Below are 15,440 nucleotides of genomic sequence, written 5' to 3'. Positions count from 1 at the left end.
GTGGATCGGTGGGTTCGGGGAGGTCAGCCGGCCCAGCGGGACGTGAACCAGTGCACGCCGCCGGTCGCGGGGTCGTAGCTGCGGCGCGGGAGGGTGCCGATGTCGGCGCCGTAGACGTGGATGCCGACGACCGGCTGGTCGCCGCCGCACCGCACCTGGTGGACGTCGTCGTCGGTGGTGCAGCAGACGGTCACCTGGCCGGCACCCCACTCGTCGGTGCCCTCCAGCACCAGCGGGACCCCGGGACGCGCCGGCTTCTCGAAGCGGGTCTCGACCTCGACGCCGGAGTAGATCCCGACCACGCCCCAGGTCTCGTGGCCGTGCACGGGCGTGCCCTGGCCGACGTCCCAGACGGCGCTGGCGATCGAGAAGCCGCCGTCGGCGGCGACGTGCAGCGGGTACATCACGTAGCGCTCGGGGTCGGGGCGCACCTGCTCGGCCGGCAGCTCGAACCCGGCGGCGAGCGCCGCCTCGAGCTCGGCGCGGACGGCGGCGGTGAGCGCCTGCTCGTCGAGGCCCTGGGCGATGAGTTCCTCGACCGCGCGGGCGAGCGCGGCCACGGCGGGGACGTCGCTGGTGACGGGCACGACCGGCTCCTGGGCCGGCGGCTGCTGGATCTGCTGGGTCATGCGTGCTCCTTCGGGAGGGTGCGGGCGGCGTGGGCGGCGATGCGGTCGCGCAGGCCGGGGACCGACACGGAGCGGGCCAGCGCGGCGAGCTCGGCGTCGGAGTCGTGCGAGGGCCGCGGCGAGAACGGCGTCCGCAGCGCGTCGGCGAGGTCGGCGGGCACGCCGGTGGCCGGGACGGCGCCCAGCTCGGCGCGGCGCACGGTGCCGAGGGCGACCCCGAACGCCGAGCCGGGGAAGCGGAGGGTGACCTCGGGGGCGACGAGGCGGTGGTCGCAGGCGAGCACCAGGTCGGCGCCGGCCCCGACGGCGGCGCCGTCGGCGACCGCCACCGTGACGTAGGGCGCCGCGAGCAGCCGCTCGAGCAGGACGCCGACGCGGAGGAACCGCAGGGCCAGCGTCGCGTCGGTCTCGTGCTCGAGCCCGCCGAGGTCGAAGCCGGCCGCGAAGTGCCGGGCGTTGCCGCGCAGCACCAGGGCCTGCGGTGCTGCCCGCTCGGCCTCGTCGAGCGTCGTGTGCAGCGCCTCGACCAGCTCGGCCGAGAGGGCGTTGGCGCGCCCGGGCCGGTCGAGGACGACCGTCCAGACGTCCCCGCGGGTCACCCGCAGCACGGCCGTCACGACGCCACCCACTCGGCGTGGACCTCGGGGTTGCCGCCGAGCGCGGGCGCGCCGCGGTCCAGCCGCGCGTCCTGGCCGGAGATCCGGACGGGGTAGACCACCGTCGGCACCTCGCCGGCCACCGGGACCTCGAGCCGGGCGACCAGGCCGGTCGCCTCGACGTGCGGGTCGGCGAGCACCTCGCCGAAGGTGTTGACCGGCCCGCACGGGACGCCGCGCCGGCGCAGCTCGCTCAGCCAGTGGTCGCGCTTCTCGGTCGCGAGCTGCTCGCCCAGCAGGGCCGCGAGCTCGCCCTGGTGCGCGACGCGGTCGGCCTGGGTGAGGAAGCGCGGGTCCTCGACGAGGTGCGGCAGGCCGACCACGTCGGCCACGGCGGCCCAGAGCCGGTCGTTGCCGGCCGCGATCGTCAGGTCGCCGTCGGCGGCCGCGAAGCCCTGGTACGGCGCGTTGCGCGGGTGCGCCGTCCCGAGCCGGGCCGGCTCGCGACCGGAGCCCCAGTACTCGCTGGTCTGCAGGGCCGAGACCCCAATGAGGCAGTCGAGCATCGGCACGTCGAGGCGCACCGAGGTGCCGCTGTGGCGGACCTGCGGCAGCACCGCGGCGATCGTGTAGGCGGCGTACAGCCCGGCGGTGAAGTCGCCGACCGGCACCCCGGACTTCACCGGGCCGCCGTCGGGCTCGCCGGTGACGCTCATCAGCCCGGCCATCCCCTGCACCACGACGTCGTAGGCGCCGTCGTTGACGTAGGGGCTGGTCAGGCCGTAACCGGAGATCGAGGCGTAGACGAGGCCGCGGTGACCGGCCGACACCTCGTCGTAGCCGAGGCCGAGCCGGTCGAGCACGCCCGGGCGGTAGTTCTCCACGACCACGTCGGCGCTGGCCACCAGCTCCCGCACGGAGGCGAGCTGGGCGGGGTCCTTGAGGTCGGCGACGACGCTGCGCTTGTTGCGGTTGACCGAGGCGAAGTTGTGGCTGAAGCAGGCGCCCGCGCCGTCGCGGGCGAACGGGGGCCACGCCCGCATCTGGTCACCGGTCGGCGGCTCGACCTTGACGACGTCGGCGCCGAGGTCGGCCAGCAGCATCCCGGCGAACGGGCCGGCCGCCACGTGGGCGAGCTCGACGACCCGGACGCCGCTCAGCGGGCGCGCCGCCGTGGCGGCCGGGGACTCAGGAGGCACGGGCGGTCCCGGCGGCGCGGTGGGCCAGCTCCTGGCGGACCAGCGGCAGCAGGTCGCGGCCGTAGTCGATGGCGTCCTGGAGCGGGTCGTAGCCGCGGATGAGCACCGCGTTCACGCCGATCTCGACGTAGTCGAGGATGGCGGCCGCGACCGTCTCGGGCGAGCCGACCAGCGCGGTGGAGTTGCCGCCGCCGCCGACGGCGCTGGCGGTCGGCGTCCACAGGCAGCGGTCGTGCAGCTCGCCCTTCTCGGCCACCGACAGCAGCCGCTGCGACCCGGCGTTCTGCGGGCCCCGGTCCTGGGGGTGCAGGCGGTGCACCTTCTCCTTGAACTGCGCGCCGACGGCGCCGTTGATGGTGTCGAGGATGCCGTGGGCGCGCTCCCACGCGAGCTCGTCGGTGGCCCCCAGGATCGGGCGGAACGACACCGAGATCCGCGGGCGGGTGGTGCGCCCGATCTCGCGGCTGCGCTGCTCGACGGTCGCGATCTGCTCGGCGGTCTCCGCGAGCGGCTCGCCCCAGAGCATGTAGGTGTCGGCGTGCCTCGCACCGACCGGGTACGCCGCCGCCGAGCTGCCGCCGAAGAACAGCTCGAGGTGGCGGCCCTCGTAGGGGTGCACCTGCGGGGCGAAGCCCTCGAAGCGGTAGTAGCTGCCGTCGAAGTCGCGCGGTCCCGTGGTGTCCCACGACTCGCGCAGCACCTGGAGGTACTCGTCGGTGCGGGCGTAGCGCTCGTCGTGCGGAAGGTAGTCGCCCTCGCGGCGCTGCTCGGTGTCGTTGCCGCCGGTCACGATGTTGAGCGCGACGCGGCCCTTGCTGAAGTGGTCGAGGGTGCTGAAGGTCCGCGACGCCAGGGTCGGGTGGACCACGCCCGGGCGGTGCGCGACGAGCATCCCGAGCCGCTCGGTGCGGGAGGCGGCGAAGGCGGCGACCTGGTTGGTCTCCGCCCACCCCGAGCCGTAGCCGATGAGGACGCGGTCGAAGCCGCCCTCCTCGTGGGCCTGGGCGAACCGCGCGGTGTGGTCGGGGTCGACCGCCGGGCCGCTGGCCGGGCGGATCTCGGAGGCGTCCGAGGTCCCGATCATGCCGAGCAGCTCGACGTCGTCGTACCGGGCGGGGCCGGCGGCGCCCGGGGCGCCGGGGGTGCTGGGGGTGCTGGGGGTGGGCGTCATGGTGGGTCTTCTCTCGGGTCGAGGGTGGTCAGCCGGCGAGCGCGGGCGCACGGTCGGCGGCGCCGGCGCGCACCAGGTCGATGACGCCGGCGTAGGACGCCGCGTCGTCGAGCGGCTCGAAGCCGCGGATGAGCAGGGTGGTGACGCCGAGGTCGACGTAGTCGAGCAGCGCGTCGGCGACCTGCTCGTGGGTCCCGACGAGGGCGGTGGAGCTGCCGGTGGCACCGGTGACCTTGGCCAGCGCGGTCCACAGGCGCTTGTCGTGGACGTCGCCCCTGTCGGCGGCGTCGAGCAGGCGCTGGGAGCCGACCGCGTTCCGGCCATCGAGGCCGAAGGTGCGCCGCGTGGTGCCCCAGCGCTCCTGGGTGGCGGCGAGGATCGCCTCGGCGCGGGCCCACGCCGCGGCCTCGGTGTCGGCGACGATCGGGCGCAGGCTCACGCTGAAGCGCGGGTCCCGGCCGTACGGCGCCGCCGCGGACCGCACCTGGGCGATCCGCTCGCGGATGCCGTCGAGCGGCTCGCCCCAGAACGCGTAGGCGTCGGCGTGCTTGCCGCCGACGCGGATGGCGTCGTCGGACGCCCCGCCGAAGTAGACCGGGACGGCACCGGGGGCGGGGCGCACGGCCGACCAGGCACCCTCGACCCGGTAGAACTCGCCGTCGTGGTCGAAGGGCTCCTCGGACTCCCACTCGCGCCGGAGCACGGTCAGGAAGTCGTCGGTGCGGCGGTAGCGGGTCACCTTGTCGGAGAAGTCGCCGTCGCGCGCCTGGTCGACGTCGTCTCCGCCGGTGATGACGTGCATCGCCACCCGGCCCGGGAAGTAGGCATCGAGCGTCGCGTAGGCGCGGGCGGTCAGGGTCGGCGCGAGGAAGCCGGGCCGGTGGGCCAGGAGCACGCCCAGCCGGGTGGTCGACTGCAGCACGTGCGAGGCCACCAGGAACCCGTCGGGCGTCGCGGAGGAGTGGGCGACCAGCACCCGGTCGAAACCGGCCGTCTCGTGGGCCCGGGCCAGCCGGGCGGCGTAGGCCGGGTTGACGGTCGGCCCGACGGGGACGCCGGACTCGGTCTGGGCGGAGATGCCGTCGACGCGGTTCTGCTCGGCGACGCTGCTGCTGGTCTCCTGGGTGGCGGTGATGCCGATGAACTCGATGGCCATCAGGACTCCTCGGTGTGGGGGCGGTCGTCGGTGCCCACCTGCGTGCCCAGCTGGGCCCGCCAGGCGCCGGCCACGTGGCAGGCGGCCTCGCGGTCGCCGGCGAGCCGGAGCGGTGCCGGCTGCTCGACGCACGCGTCGTGGGCGAAGCGGCACCGGGCGGCGAACACGCAGACGCCGTGCGCCGGCCACTCCCGCGCGCCCGGCTCGGGTCGCAGCTGGTCGGGGCGGAGCCGGTCGACCTGCGTGACGCTGGGCGCCGACGCGGTGAGCAGGCCGGTGTAGGGGTGGGCCGGCCGCTCGAGCACGGCCTGGATCGGCCCCTGCTCGACGACCCGGCTGCGGTAGAACACCGCGACCCGGTCGGCGATGCCGGCCAGCGAGCTGAGGTCGTGGGCGATGATCACGACCGCGAGCCCGAGCTCGTTCCGGAGCCGGTCGAGCAGGCTGAGCACCAGGTTGCGGTTCGACACGTCGAGCGCGGAGACCGGCTCGTCGCAGAAGAGCAGCTTCGGCCGGGTCGAGATGGCGCGGGCCAGCGAGATCCGCTGCCGCTGCCCGCCGGAGAGCTCGCGCGGACGGCGTCCGAGCATCGTCTCGGGGTCGAGGCCGACGAGCCGGAGCGACTCCGCGACGCGCTCCTGCCGCCCACCGGGCCCCGTGCGGGGCAGGGTGCCGGCGACGTCGAGCGGCTCGCGGACCAGCTCGGCGACGGTCAGGTCGGGGTCGAGGGAGCGCAGCGGGTCCTGGAAGACCAGCTGCACCTGGCCGGAGCGTCGGAAGTCGCGCAGCGCGCGGCCCCGCAGCGACCCCATGTCCTGGCCGGCGAACTCGATGCGGCCGGCGGCCGGTCGGACCAGGCCCACGGTGGCGCGGGCCAGGGTGGTCTTGCCCGACCCGGTCTCGCCGACGATGCCGACGATCTCGCCGGGGCGCACCTGGAGGCTCGCCTCGGTCAGGGCGGCGCCGGTGCCCAGGCCGACGCCCTTGCGGGGCGGGGCGTAGGAGACCGACAGGCCACTGACCTCGAGCAGCGGGGCGACGGTGGCCCGGCCCTCCTCGAGGGCGACGGCTCGTTCCTGCGTGGTGGTCATGGTGCGGCTCCTTCCAGGACGGTCTCGGTGGCGGGGCCGTCGAGGACGTCGTCGACGCGGACGCAGCGGGCGGCGCGGCCCTCCCCCAGGTCGGCGAGCGGGACCGGACCGGACACGCACGCCTCGGTCACCCAGCGGCAGCGCGGCGCGAACCGGCAGCCGGGCATCACCTCGCCGGCCGCGGGCGGCTGCCCGGGGATGACCTCGAGCGCTCGGCGCTCCCAGGTGCCGATCGTCGCGACGCCCATGAGCGCCTGCGTGTAGGGGTGCTTCGGCCGGGCGAGCACCTCCTCGGTGGTGCCGCTCTCGACCACCTGGCCGCCGTACATCACCAGGATGCGCTGGCAGGTCTCGGCCACGACGGCGAGGTCGTGGGTGACCAGCAGCAGCGACAGCCCGTGGGTCTCGCGCAGGCGACGCAGCAGTGCCAGGATCTCGGCCTGGATGACGACGTCGAGCGCGGTGGTGGCCTCGTCGGCGATGAGCAGCTCGGGCTCGCAGGAGATCGCGATCGCGATGAGCACCCGCTGCTGCATCCCGCCGGAGAGCTGGTGCGGGTACTGGTGGAAGACCGACGCCGGGTCGTGCAGCCCGACCTCGTCGAACAGCTCGACGGCGCGGGCACGGGCCCGGGCCCTGCCGAGCCCGCCCTTGACGCGCAGCTGCTCGGCGAGCTGGTGACCGACGGTGAGCGAGGGGTTCAGGTAGGACGCGGAGTCCTGGAACACCGCGCCCAGGCGGGTGCCGCGGACCTGGTTCCAGGTGGCGCGCGAGGCGCCGGTGAGCTCGACGACGTCGTCGCCGCCCTCGCCGCCACCGCCGAGCACGATCCGGCCGTGGTCGACCTCGCCGGTGGCCGGCAGCAGGCCGAGCACGGCACGGCAGGTGAGCGTCTTGCCGCTCCCGGACTCCCCGACCAGGCCGACGGACTCGCCGCGGCCGATCGCGAAGGACACGTCGTGGACGGCGACCAGGTGGTCGCCGACGGAGACCTGGAGGTCGCTGACCTCGAGGACCGGTGGGGACTCAGGCATCGGCGTTCTCCTTCCGGGCGGGCGCGGGCGTGGCGGCGGTGCGGACGGGTCCGCGCCGGCGCCGGCGGCGCGGCGCGTCGCCGGTGGCCTCGCGGACGGCGTCGGCGAGCAGGTTGAGGGACCCGACGGTCGCCATCATCAGCAGGCCCGGGTAGACCGGGGCCCACGGCTGCTGGGCGAGGTAGTCGAGGTCGGAGGCGAGCATCCCGCCCCAGGTCGGCGCCGGCGGCGAGACGCCGAGGCCGAGGAACGACAGCGAGGCGACGACGAGCAGCGCGGCACCGGTGGCCTGGGCCGCGGTGACGGCGACGTTCGGGAGCACCTTGCTCCAGATGTGCGTGCGCAGGGTCCACCACTGCGAGGCGCCCATCAGCTCGGCGGCCTCGACGTACTGCTGGCGGCGCAGGCCGAGCGCGACGGCGCGGGTGACCCGGAAGAAGATCGGGCTGATCAGCACGCCGATGGCGAACATCGCCTGCTGCAGGCCGTTGCCGAGGGTGCCCGCCACGGCGATGGCGAAGACCGTGAACGGCAGGATCACCAGGGTGTCGCTGACCCGCAGGGTCAGCCACTCGAGCCGCGGCCCGAGCCAGGCGGAGGCCAGGCCGGTGGGGATGCCGAGGAGGCCACCGATGAGGACCGCCTCGGCCGCCCCCACCACCGACAGCCGGGTCCCGGCCATCAGCCGGCTGAGGACGTCGCGGCCGACGTAGTCGGTGCCGAGGAGGTGGTCGGCGCTCGGGCCCTCGAGCACCCGGTCGGTGTACTGCCTCAGCGGGTCGTGCGGGGCCAGGGCCTCACCGAGGACGGCGAGCAGCGCGACGGCGGCGAGCACGACGAGGGCGAACCGGGCGGTCGGGACGGCCCAGAGGTTGCGGAGCGTGGTCATCGGTGGGCCCCCTCGCGCCGGGCGACCGGGTTGAGCGCGGTCTGCAGGACGTTGACGACCAGGCTGGCCAGGACCACGACGACCGCGGTGGTGAGCAGCGTCCCGAGGACGACGGGCACGTCGCCGCGCTCGGCCGACTGCAGCGCCAGCTGGGCCACCCCGGGCAGGCCGAAGAGCTTCTCGGTGATCACCGCGCCGCCGACGATCAGCGGGATGGCGAGGCCGACGACCGCGAGCGTCGGTCCGGCGGCGTTGCGCAGCACGTGGCCAAAGAGGACGCGGGAGCGGCCGTAGCCGCGCATCTCCGCCCCGACGGCGTAGTTCTCCCGGAGCGAGGCCACCATCGACGTGCGCAGCTGCCGGGCGATCGAGGCGGCCACGTCGAGCGAGAGCGCCAGCGCCGGCAGGATCGCGAACCGCAGCCACTCGAGAGGGTCCTGCTCGATGGGCACGTAGCCGCCGGAGGGCAGCACCTGCAGCTTCACCGAGAACACCACGATCAGCGCCATGCCGATCACGAACGGCGGCAGCGTGGCCAGCACCGAGCAGACCAGGGTGACGACGCGGTCGAGGAAACCGCCGTTGCTGAGCGCCGCGCCGATGCCGGCGCTGCCGCCGATGAGGATCGCGAGCAGCAGTGCGAGCGCCGCGATCGACAGGTCGACCGGCAGCGCCTGCCGGATGCTGTCGGTCACCGGGATCGTGGTGAACCACGACGTGCCGAGATCGCCCTGGACGGCGTGCCCGACCCACGACAGGTACTGCACGACGAGCGGCCGGTCGAGGCCGAACTCGGCGTCGAGCCGGTCGATGTCGGCCTGCGTCGCGGTCTCGCCGAGCGCGGCGGCGGCGGGGTTGCTGTCGCTGACCGCGCCGAGCGCGAAGGTGATGACCGAGGCCAGCAGCAGCACGGTCACCGTGATCACGAGGGTGCTGACCAGCGACCGGAGCAGCGGCACCACGCGCCGGCGGCGCGCGGGGCTGGCAGCATCCGGCACGGCGCCCGGGGGCGCCGCGACCTCCTCCTCCACCTCGGGGGCGACGGCGAGGCTCATGCCTTGACGCCCTCGAAGCGGCGCAGGCTCGGCAGGTCGGGCAGCTCCGAGACGCCCTTGCGGGCGATCGCGGACGGCATCAGCTGCAGGAACACGTTGGGGAACGACGTCACCGCGATCCGGGTCGCCTCCTGCAGGAGCGCGGGGTACTCGGGCGAGTCCGTGGGGGTCTTCTTGACTTTCTCCAGCTGCGCCTCGAGCTCGGGGTTGGTCGTGCGGCCCGGGTTCATCAGACCCTCGGCGCCGAAGAGCACCTGGAAGGCCTGGACCGGCGACTCGCGGCCGGCGAACCCGTCGTAGGTGAGCGCCCTGGAGTGCTCGAGGTAGACCAGCTGGGTGTGCTGGGTCGGCGGGATGGACTCGATCTCGAGCTCGATCCCGACCTCCTTGAGCTGGGCCTGGATGAGCTCGACGGCCGGGTCGGACTGGCCGCTGCTGGTGAAGGTGCCCTTCACCGGGGCGGTGTAGCCGGCGTCGGCGAGCAGCTGGCGGGCCTTGTCGGGGTCGTGGGCGTAGAGGTCGTCGAGCTCGGCGTTGTAGCCGACGTAGCCCGGCGGGAACGGCTGGTAGTTGACGTCGCCGAGGCCGAAGAAGGCGACCTCCCTGACCTTCTCGCGGTCGATCCCGTACTTCATCGCCTCGACCACGGCGGGGTCGTCGAACGGCGCCATGGAGACGTTGACGTCGAGGACGCTGACGTACATCGTGTCGATGACCTGGACGTCGAGCCCGGCGTCCTTGGCCTGCTGGACCTGCGCGCCGCCGAGCCGCCCGATGTTGAACTGGCCCGAGCGCACCGACGCGACCGCGGTGGAGGGGTCCTGCTGGGGGTAGAGGTCGAAGTTCTCGACCTTGATCTCGTCGGCGAGGTGGAAGCGCGGGTTCTTCTTCATGCTCGCGTGGTCGTTCTGCACGTACGAGGTGACCGTGAAGGGTCCGGAGCCGGCCGGCTGGGTGGCCAGGGCGGCGGCGTCCGCCTCGAAGGCGGCGGGGTTGACGACCATGCCGGTCTTGCCCGCGAACAGCAGGGGGTACTGGTAGTCGACCTCGGAGAGCTCGACGAGCACCTCGAGGTCGCCGGGGGCCGAGACCTTCTTGATCGTCGCCATCTGCGGGGCGATGAGCGAGCCGTCCTGGGTGCGGCCGCGCTCGATCGACGCCGCCACCGCCGCGGCGTCGATCGGCTTGCCGTCGCTGAAGGTCAGGCCCGGCCGCAGGGTGAAGGTGACGCTGGTGCCGGCCTCGTCGTAGGCCCAGGACTCGGCGAGCCACGGGACGGCGTTGCCCTGCTCGTCGAGGGCGGTCAGCGGGTCGTAGGCCAGTGCGAGCATCTGCACGTCGGAGCCGGCCGAGGAGGTCACCGGGTCCCAGGTGGTGGGGAGCTGCCAGGCCCACTTGATGGTCTTGCTGCCGCCGGAGGCGCTGTCGGCGGTCGAGGCACCGCCGCAGGCCTCCAGGCTGAGGACGATGCCGGCGGCCAGGCCGAGACCGAGGAAGCCGCGGCGGGTCTGCCGCGGGTTGGGCAGCTGGGGGCGAGCGGGGTTGGTGCGGGCGCGCGTCATGGCGAGGCGTCTGCCTTTCGTCGGGAGGAGGTGGGGCCGTGGGCCGGCGGCGTCAGCGGGCTGACGGGGAGCCGGCCGCGCGGGCGGCGGTGTGGCGGTTGACGGGCACGGGCAACCCGAGGTGCCCGCGCAGGTGGGTGGAGTCGTACTCGGCGCGGAAGACCCCGCGCTCCTGCAGCAGCGGAACGACCTCGTCGACGATCCGCCGGAAGTTGGCCGGGTGGTCCAGCCCGATGTTGAAGCCGTCGCAGGCCCGGGCCTCCCACCACTCGACGAGCTTGTCGGCGACCGTGGCGGCCGAGCCGACGAACTCGCTCTTGCGGAAGCCGCGGGTGGCCTCGACGGCCTGGCGCAGCGTCCAGCCGTGGTCCTGGGCGCGCTGGGTGACCGCCTTGGCCTGGGTGAAGAAGGAGCGCTCGCCGTGCACGAGCGTCTCGGCCGGGAACGGCGCGTCGAGCTCGTACTGGGTGAAGTCGTGCCAGCCGAACGGCCGCCCGAACTCGCGCAGCGCGGCGTCGAAGGTGTGGTCGCGGTCGTTGTTCGACGCCTCGATCTCGCGGGCGTCCTCGTCGGTGTCGCCGACCACGACCTTGATGCCGGGCATCACCACGACGTGGTCCGGGTTGCGGCCGAACCGGTCGCGGGCCCGGGTCTTGACGTCGTCGTAGAACGCCTGACCGGTGGGGATGTCGGGGGCGAAGGTGAAGATCCCCTCCCCCACGCCGGCGCCGAGGTCGCGGCCCTGGTCGGAGTCGCCGGCCTGGAAGATCACCGGGTGGCCCTGGGCCGAGCGCTCCAGGTTGAGCGGTCCCCGGACCTTGAAGTAGGTGCCGTCGTGGTCGAGCACGTGCTGCTTGTCCGGGTCGAGGAACCGGCCGGTCGAGCGGTCGCGCGGGAAGGCGTCGTCCTCGTAGGAGTCCCAGAGGGCGCGGGCCAGCCCGACGAACTCCTGGGCGCGGCCGTAGCGGGTGTCGTAGTCGAAGTGCTCGTCGAGACCGTAGTTGCCGGCGGTGCCGGCGTCGCCGGTGGTGACCACGTTCCAGCCCGCGCGGCCCCCGCTGATCAGGTCGAGCGAGCCGAGGCGGCGCGCCAGGTTGAAGGGGCTGTTGAAGCTGGTGGTGGCGGTGCCGACCAGGCCGATCCGCTCGGTGCGCATGGCGAGCGCGCTCAGCAGCGTGAGCGGCTCGAGCCGGTTGAGGTAGTGCGGCGGGGAGAACGGGGTGATGAACTGGCTGTCGACCACGAAGAGCAGGTCGAACCGGCCGCGCTCGGCGAGCTGGGCCATCTCGACGAACCACTCGACGTTGACGCTGGCGTCGGTCGGGATCTCGGGGTCGAGCCACAACGTGTGACTCCCCGGGCCACCAGTGCCGTAGGGCACGGCTCCCAGGTGCATCTGCCTCGGCGCGGGCATCCGGTTCCTCTCTCGATCAACTATTTCTCTATCAATCTAGTTGTCTTAGACGGAACACTCCAACGCGAGTTCGTGATGCGAGTCATCACCTCGGATGATCAATTGTGAAGTAATCTGATCGACATGGATCGCACCCTGGACATCGGACCGCTCCGCAGCCTCGTGGCGGTCGCCGACTGCGGCGGCTTCCAGCGCGCGGCCGAGCACCTGCACCTGAGCCAGGGCGGGGTCAGCCAGCACGTGCGCCGGCTCGAGGCCGCCACCGGGAGGCCGCTCGTCGAGCGGCACGGCCGGGGCTCGCGGTTCACCGGCGACGGCGAGCGCCTGCTGGCCTCGGCCCGCCGGCTGCTCGCCCTGCACGACCAGGCCCTCCGCGAGGTCACCGGCACCCGCCTCGACCTCACCGTGGGCTCCACCGAGCACGCGGCCGCCCGGCTGCTGCCGACCCTGTCGTCGGCGCTGGAGCAGGCCGTCCCCGACGCCGGGCTCCGCTACCGCATCGACCGCGGGTCCCGCCTGCGCGAGGGCCTGGCGTCCGGGCAGGTCGACCTCGCGCTGCTGCTCAACGCCGGCGACCACCCCGGCGCCGTCCTGGTCGGCGAGCTCCACCTGACCTGGTACGCCGCTCCCGGCTGGCGACGCCCGGCCGCCCCGGACGCCGTCCGGGTCGTCGCCTTCGACGGCCCGTGCGAGCTGCGCAAGCGGGCGCTCGAGACCCTCGCCGACCACGGCATCGCCGCCACCGTCGGCAGCGAGGCCACCCAGCTGGCCGGCGTCCAGGCGGCCGCCGAGGCCGGGCTCGGCGTGGCCCTGATGGCCCTGGAGGAAGCGCCGCCCGGGCTGGTCGCCGTCGACTCCCTGCCGTCCCCGGCCCCACTGGGCCTCTACGTCTGCCCGCGCGACGGCCTCGACGACGCCGTCGTCCGGGCGGCGGTCGACACCGTCACGACGGTCCTGGCCCAGCCGGGCCCGAGGCTCGCCCTGGCCCGGTGACGACGGGGCGGAGCCAGCTGCGGCACGGCAAGGCCGGTCAGGTGTCGGCGGCGGCGCGCGGGCTGCGCGGCGCACCGGGACCTCGGCGGGCACGCCACTACGCTCACGCCATGAGCGACCAGACGATGGCGGGCCGCACGGTCCTGGTGACCGGCGCGAGCGACGGGATCGGCGCCGAGACGGCCCGGGTGCTGGCGGCCCGGGGCGCGACGGTGCACGTGACCGGACGCTCGGCCGACAAGCTCCGCCCGGTCGCCGAGGCCGTCGGTACCGAGCCGCTGGTCGCCGACTTCTCGCGGCTCGACGACGTCCGCCGCCTGGCCACCCAGGTCGGGGAGCGCGTGGAGCGGCTCGACGTGCTGATGAACAACGCCGGCGGCACCTTCGCCCCGTCGCGGAGGACCCACGAGCCACGAGCCCAACTTCCAGGTCAACCACCTGGCACCGTTCCTGCTCACCCACCTGCTCCACCCACGGCTGGCGGCCGCCGGCTCGTCGCTCGTCGTCAACACCTCGAGCATCGGCAACCTTGCCGGCAAGGTCGTCCTCGACGACCTCGATCACGAACGTCGCCGGGCATCGGAGCTCCGGGCCTACGGCACCGGCAAGCTGATGAACATCCTCTTCACCCGCGGCGCCTCCCAGCGCTGGGCCGCCGACGGCATCGTCTCGGTCGCCGTCCACCCCGGCCCCGTGGGCAGCTCGTTCGGCCGCGACTCGTGGTTCGTCGGACTCGTCTACCGCAGCCCGCTCCGGCGACTCGCGACGATCAGCGTCCCCGACGGGGCGGCGCCGCTGGTCGCGCTCGCCGAGCGCGGTCCCGACCCCCAGCTCGACGGCGCCTACTTCAGCCGGTTCGACCCGCACGGCCGCGAGAACAAGCAGGCTCGCGACCAGTCGGTCATCGACGGGTTGTGGGAGCGGTCCGCTGCGCTGGTCGGGCTCGCCTGACGCGCCTGACCGCGGCGGCCGGGACGGGCCGCACCTAGGCCGACGGCCCCTTCGCCCGGACGTCGGACACGCTCGTCATCGCCTCGCGCAGCTCGCCCAGCCAGTCCTCCTCGTGCTGGCCGACCAGCCGGACGCACCACGCGAGCGCGTCGGAGCGCGACCGCGCGACGCCCGCCTCGACGAGGGTGTCGAGCACCTGGCGCTGGGGTTGGCGCAGCCGGGTCATCACCGGCGCGGCCACGTGGGTCCAGAGCTCGCGGTGCTCACCCAGCACGACGCCCCACGAGACCTTGGCCTCGAAGCGGTGCTCGGCCTCGCGGGCGATCTCCATGCGAAGAGCCCGGGTCTCCTCGCGGAAGGCCCGGGCCCGTCCGACGCGCGCCTCGGACCGGGCGGCGTCGCTCGCGTCGACCAGGTCGACGTCCGGCTGGGTCAGCAGGACCACGATCTCCTCGCGGTCCACGGTGATGGCGGCCGGCGTGGCCCGCCAGTCGGCGGGCAGCCGGCCCTCGAACCAGCCGGCGACCTTCTCTGTGGTGCTCTCTGATGTCGTCATGCTTACATGATTACACCATTACCAAAGGGCCGCCGGCGGTTCGGTTCGGTGCGGGTCAGCGCGGCTCGACCGGCACGTCGTCCTCGTCCTGGTCGCCCGCCACGTCGTCGGTCTTCCCGGCGTCCTCCGCAGCCCGGGGCCTGAGGAAGCTGAGCCCGACCGAGCCGGCGAGGACCACGACGATCACGCCCAGGCTCACCAGCGACGGGATCTCCGGGATGGAGGTGTCGATGGTCTTGTGCGCGGCCTGGAGGATCAGCTTCACGCCGATGAAGGCCAGGATGAGGGCCAGGCCGGTGCCGAGGTAGTGGAACCGGTCGAGCAGGCCCGACAGGAGGAAGTACAGCGCCCGCAGGCCGAGGATGGCGAAGGCGTTGGAGGTGTAGACGATGAAGGCGTCGTCGCTCACCGCGAGGACGGCGGGCACGCTGTCGACGGCGAAGAGCAGGTCGGCCGCCTCGATGGCGACCACGACGGCGAGCATCGGGGTGCCGACGCGCTTGCCGGCCTCCTTGATGAAGAACTTGGTGCCGTGGTACTCGTCGGTCATCGGCACCACCTTGCGCATCAGGCGCAGGGACAGGCTGGTGCTGGGGTCGTAGTCGTCGTCGTCGCCCTTGATCAGCTTGTAGGCGCTGTAGAGCAGGATCGCGGCGAACACGAAGAGGATCGCGGTGAACTTGCTGACGACGGCGACGCCGAGGGCCAGGAAGATCCCGCGGAACACCAGGGCACCGATGACGCCGTAGAACAGCACGCGGTGCTGGTACTGCTGGGGCACCTTGAAGTAGCCGAAGATCAGGGCGAAGACGAAGAGGTTGTCGACCGACAGACTCTTCTCCAGCAACCAGGCGGTCGTGTACTCGACGCCGGCGTCGCGGCCGACGACGACGAAGACGACGATGCCGAAGACCACGGCGAGGCCGACCCAGCCCACGCTCCAGCGCGCGGCCTCCTTGAAGCCGATGACGTGGGCGTCGCGGTGGGCGAGCAGGTCGATGGCCAGGGCGATGACGACGGTGGCGGCGAACACGCCCCACAGCCAGACGGGTACGTCGTGCACGAGGGTCTCCTTCGAGGTGGTCTGGGTACCCCTCGATTCTCCTGGACCCGGGGCCCGCGGACGAGGTTGGATGGCGGACGA

Annotated in this window: 15 protein-coding genes and 1 pseudogene; 3 read left to right on the top strand and 13 right to left on the bottom strand. The window is 73.6% G+C overall.

Annotation, left to right across the window (positions count from 1 at the left end; genetic code table 11):
- Positions 1-23 precede the first annotated feature (23 nt).
- From FE634_RS01130 to FE634_RS01080, 11 genes are read right to left on the bottom strand one after another with little or no spacing between them, the layout of a single operon-like run.
- Positions 24-629, bottom strand: a complete 606-nt coding sequence (locus FE634_RS01130; RefSeq protein WP_138874847.1) for a cysteine dioxygenase family protein — start codon at positions 627-629, stop codon at positions 24-26.
- Positions 626-1,246, bottom strand: coding sequence for an enoyl-CoA hydratase/isomerase family protein (locus FE634_RS01125; protein ID WP_170981485.1), 621 nt, complete (start codon positions 1,244-1,246; stop codon positions 626-628). Before FE634_RS01125 ends, FE634_RS01130 begins: the two co-directional genes overlap by 4 nt.
- Positions 1,243-2,424, bottom strand: a complete 1,182-nt coding sequence (locus FE634_RS01120; RefSeq protein WP_137292953.1) for a CaiB/BaiF CoA transferase family protein — start codon at positions 2,422-2,424, stop codon at positions 1,243-1,245. Before FE634_RS01120 ends, FE634_RS01125 begins: the two co-directional genes overlap by 4 nt.
- Positions 2,414-3,595, bottom strand: coding sequence for an LLM class flavin-dependent oxidoreductase (locus FE634_RS01115; protein ID WP_138874846.1), 1,182 nt, complete (start codon positions 3,593-3,595; stop codon positions 2,414-2,416). The genes FE634_RS01120 and FE634_RS01115 overlap by 11 nt, the downstream gene beginning before the upstream one ends.
- A gap of 28 nt (positions 3,596-3,623) precedes the next feature.
- Entirely contained in the window at positions 3,624-4,751 is a 1,128-nt protein-coding gene (locus tag FE634_RS01110) for an LLM class flavin-dependent oxidoreductase (protein ID WP_138874845.1), read from the bottom strand.
- Positions 4,751-5,842: an oligopeptide/dipeptide ABC transporter ATP-binding protein gene (locus tag FE634_RS01105; protein WP_138874844.1), complete on the bottom strand. Its 1,092-nt coding sequence runs from the start codon at positions 5,840-5,842 to the stop codon at positions 4,751-4,753. The genes FE634_RS01110 and FE634_RS01105 overlap by 1 nt, the downstream gene beginning before the upstream one ends.
- The gene (locus FE634_RS01100; RefSeq protein WP_138874843.1) at positions 5,839-6,876 is read right to left on the bottom strand and encodes an ABC transporter ATP-binding protein; all 1,038 of its coding nucleotides are present in this window, start codon (positions 6,874-6,876) and stop codon (positions 5,839-5,841) included. The genes FE634_RS01105 and FE634_RS01100 overlap by 4 nt, the downstream gene beginning before the upstream one ends.
- Entirely contained in the window at positions 6,869-7,765 is an 897-nt protein-coding gene (locus tag FE634_RS01095; protein ID WP_148240260.1) for an ABC transporter permease, read from the bottom strand. The genes FE634_RS01100 and FE634_RS01095 overlap by 8 nt, the downstream gene beginning before the upstream one ends.
- Complete coding sequence (locus FE634_RS01090) at positions 7,762-8,820, bottom strand: ABC transporter permease (protein ID WP_137292959.1); 1,059 nt, start codon at positions 8,818-8,820, stop codon at positions 7,762-7,764. Before FE634_RS01090 ends, FE634_RS01095 begins: the two co-directional genes overlap by 4 nt.
- The gene (locus FE634_RS01085; RefSeq protein WP_148240259.1) at positions 8,817-10,382 is read right to left on the bottom strand and encodes an ABC transporter substrate-binding protein; all 1,566 of its coding nucleotides are present in this window, start codon (positions 10,380-10,382) and stop codon (positions 8,817-8,819) included. The genes FE634_RS01090 and FE634_RS01085 overlap by 4 nt, the downstream gene beginning before the upstream one ends.
- Before the next feature lie 52 nt (positions 10,383-10,434).
- On the bottom strand, positions 10,435-11,796 hold the full coding sequence (locus FE634_RS01080; protein WP_138874842.1) for an NtaA/DmoA family FMN-dependent monooxygenase: 1,362 nt from the start codon (positions 11,794-11,796) through the stop codon (positions 10,435-10,437).
- Between the two features lie 123 nt (positions 11,797-11,919).
- Here FE634_RS01080 and FE634_RS01075 point away from each other — a divergent pair, with 123 nt between their 5' ends.
- The 3 genes and pseudogenes from FE634_RS01075 (at position 11,920) to FE634_RS21500 (ending at position 13,740) form a co-directional block, all read left to right on the top strand.
- Positions 11,920-12,789 carry a LysR family transcriptional regulator gene (locus tag FE634_RS01075; RefSeq protein ID WP_148240258.1) on the top strand — a complete coding sequence of 290 codons (870 nt, stop codon included), beginning with the start codon at positions 11,920-11,922 and terminating at the stop codon, positions 12,787-12,789.
- 110 nt (positions 12,790-12,899) lie between these two features.
- Positions 12,900-13,115, top strand: a pseudogene (locus FE634_RS21505) (SDR family NAD(P)-dependent oxidoreductase); the annotation flags it as partial.
- Between the two features lie 286 nt (positions 13,116-13,401).
- Entirely contained in the window at positions 13,402-13,740 is a 339-nt protein-coding gene (locus FE634_RS21500; protein ID WP_262347686.1) for a Rossmann-fold NAD(P)-binding domain-containing protein, read from the top strand.
- Between the two features lie 34 nt (positions 13,741-13,774).
- On the opposite strand, the gene FE634_RS01065 is transcribed toward FE634_RS21500, so the two are convergent.
- Complete coding sequence (locus tag FE634_RS01065; RefSeq protein WP_137292964.1) at positions 13,775-14,296, bottom strand: hypothetical protein; 522 nt, start codon at positions 14,294-14,296, stop codon at positions 13,775-13,777.
- Between the two features lie 55 nt (positions 14,297-14,351).
- Positions 14,352-15,359, bottom strand: a complete 1,008-nt coding sequence (locus FE634_RS01060; protein ID WP_137292965.1) for a TerC family protein — start codon at positions 15,357-15,359, stop codon at positions 14,352-14,354.
- Positions 15,360-15,440: the final 81 nt, after the last annotated feature.

This window comes from Nocardioides sp. S-1144, assembly GCF_005954645.2.
GTDB lineage: Bacteria > Actinomycetota > Actinomycetes > Propionibacteriales > Nocardioidaceae > Nocardioides > Nocardioides dongxiaopingii.
This window is presented reverse-complemented; position numbering and strand designations above follow the sequence as displayed.

Excerpts from the sequence above, each read along its gene's own strand:
- FE634_RS01130 (WP_138874847.1), bottom strand. The coding sequence starts at position 629 with ATGACCCAGCAGATCCAGCAGCCGCCGGCCCAGGAGCCGGTCGTGCCC.
- FE634_RS01115 (WP_138874846.1), bottom strand. The coding sequence starts at position 3,595 with ATGACGCCCACCCCCAGCACCCCCAGCACCCCCGGCGCCCCGGGCGCC.
- FE634_RS01110 (WP_138874845.1), bottom strand. The coding sequence starts at position 4,751 with ATGGCCATCGAGTTCATCGGCATCACCGCCACCCAGGAGACCAGCAGC.
- FE634_RS01105 (WP_138874844.1), bottom strand. The coding sequence starts at position 5,842 with ATGACCACCACGCAGGAACGAGCCGTCGCCCTCGAGGAGGGCCGGGCC.
- FE634_RS01100 (WP_138874843.1), bottom strand. The coding sequence starts at position 6,876 with ATGCCTGAGTCCCCACCGGTCCTCGAGGTCAGCGACCTCCAGGTCTCC.
- FE634_RS01095 (WP_148240260.1), bottom strand. The coding sequence starts at position 7,765 with ATGACCACGCTCCGCAACCTCTGGGCCGTCCCGACCGCCCGGTTCGCC.
- FE634_RS01090 (WP_137292959.1), bottom strand. The coding sequence starts at position 8,820 with ATGAGCCTCGCCGTCGCCCCCGAGGTGGAGGAGGAGGTCGCGGCGCCC.
- FE634_RS01085 (WP_148240259.1), bottom strand. The coding sequence starts at position 10,382 with ATGACGCGCGCCCGCACCAACCCCGCTCGCCCCCAGCTGCCCAACCCG.
- FE634_RS01080 (WP_138874842.1), bottom strand. The coding sequence starts at position 11,796 with ATGCCCGCGCCGAGGCAGATGCACCTGGGAGCCGTGCCCTACGGCACT.
- FE634_RS01075 (WP_148240258.1), top strand. The coding sequence starts at position 11,920 with ATGGATCGCACCCTGGACATCGGACCGCTCCGCAGCCTCGTGGCGGTC.
- FE634_RS21500 (WP_262347686.1), top strand. The coding sequence starts at position 13,402 with ATGAACATCCTCTTCACCCGCGGCGCCTCCCAGCGCTGGGCCGCCGAC.
- FE634_RS01065 (WP_137292964.1), bottom strand. The coding sequence starts at position 14,296 with ATGACGACATCAGAGAGCACCACAGAGAAGGTCGCCGGCTGGTTCGAG.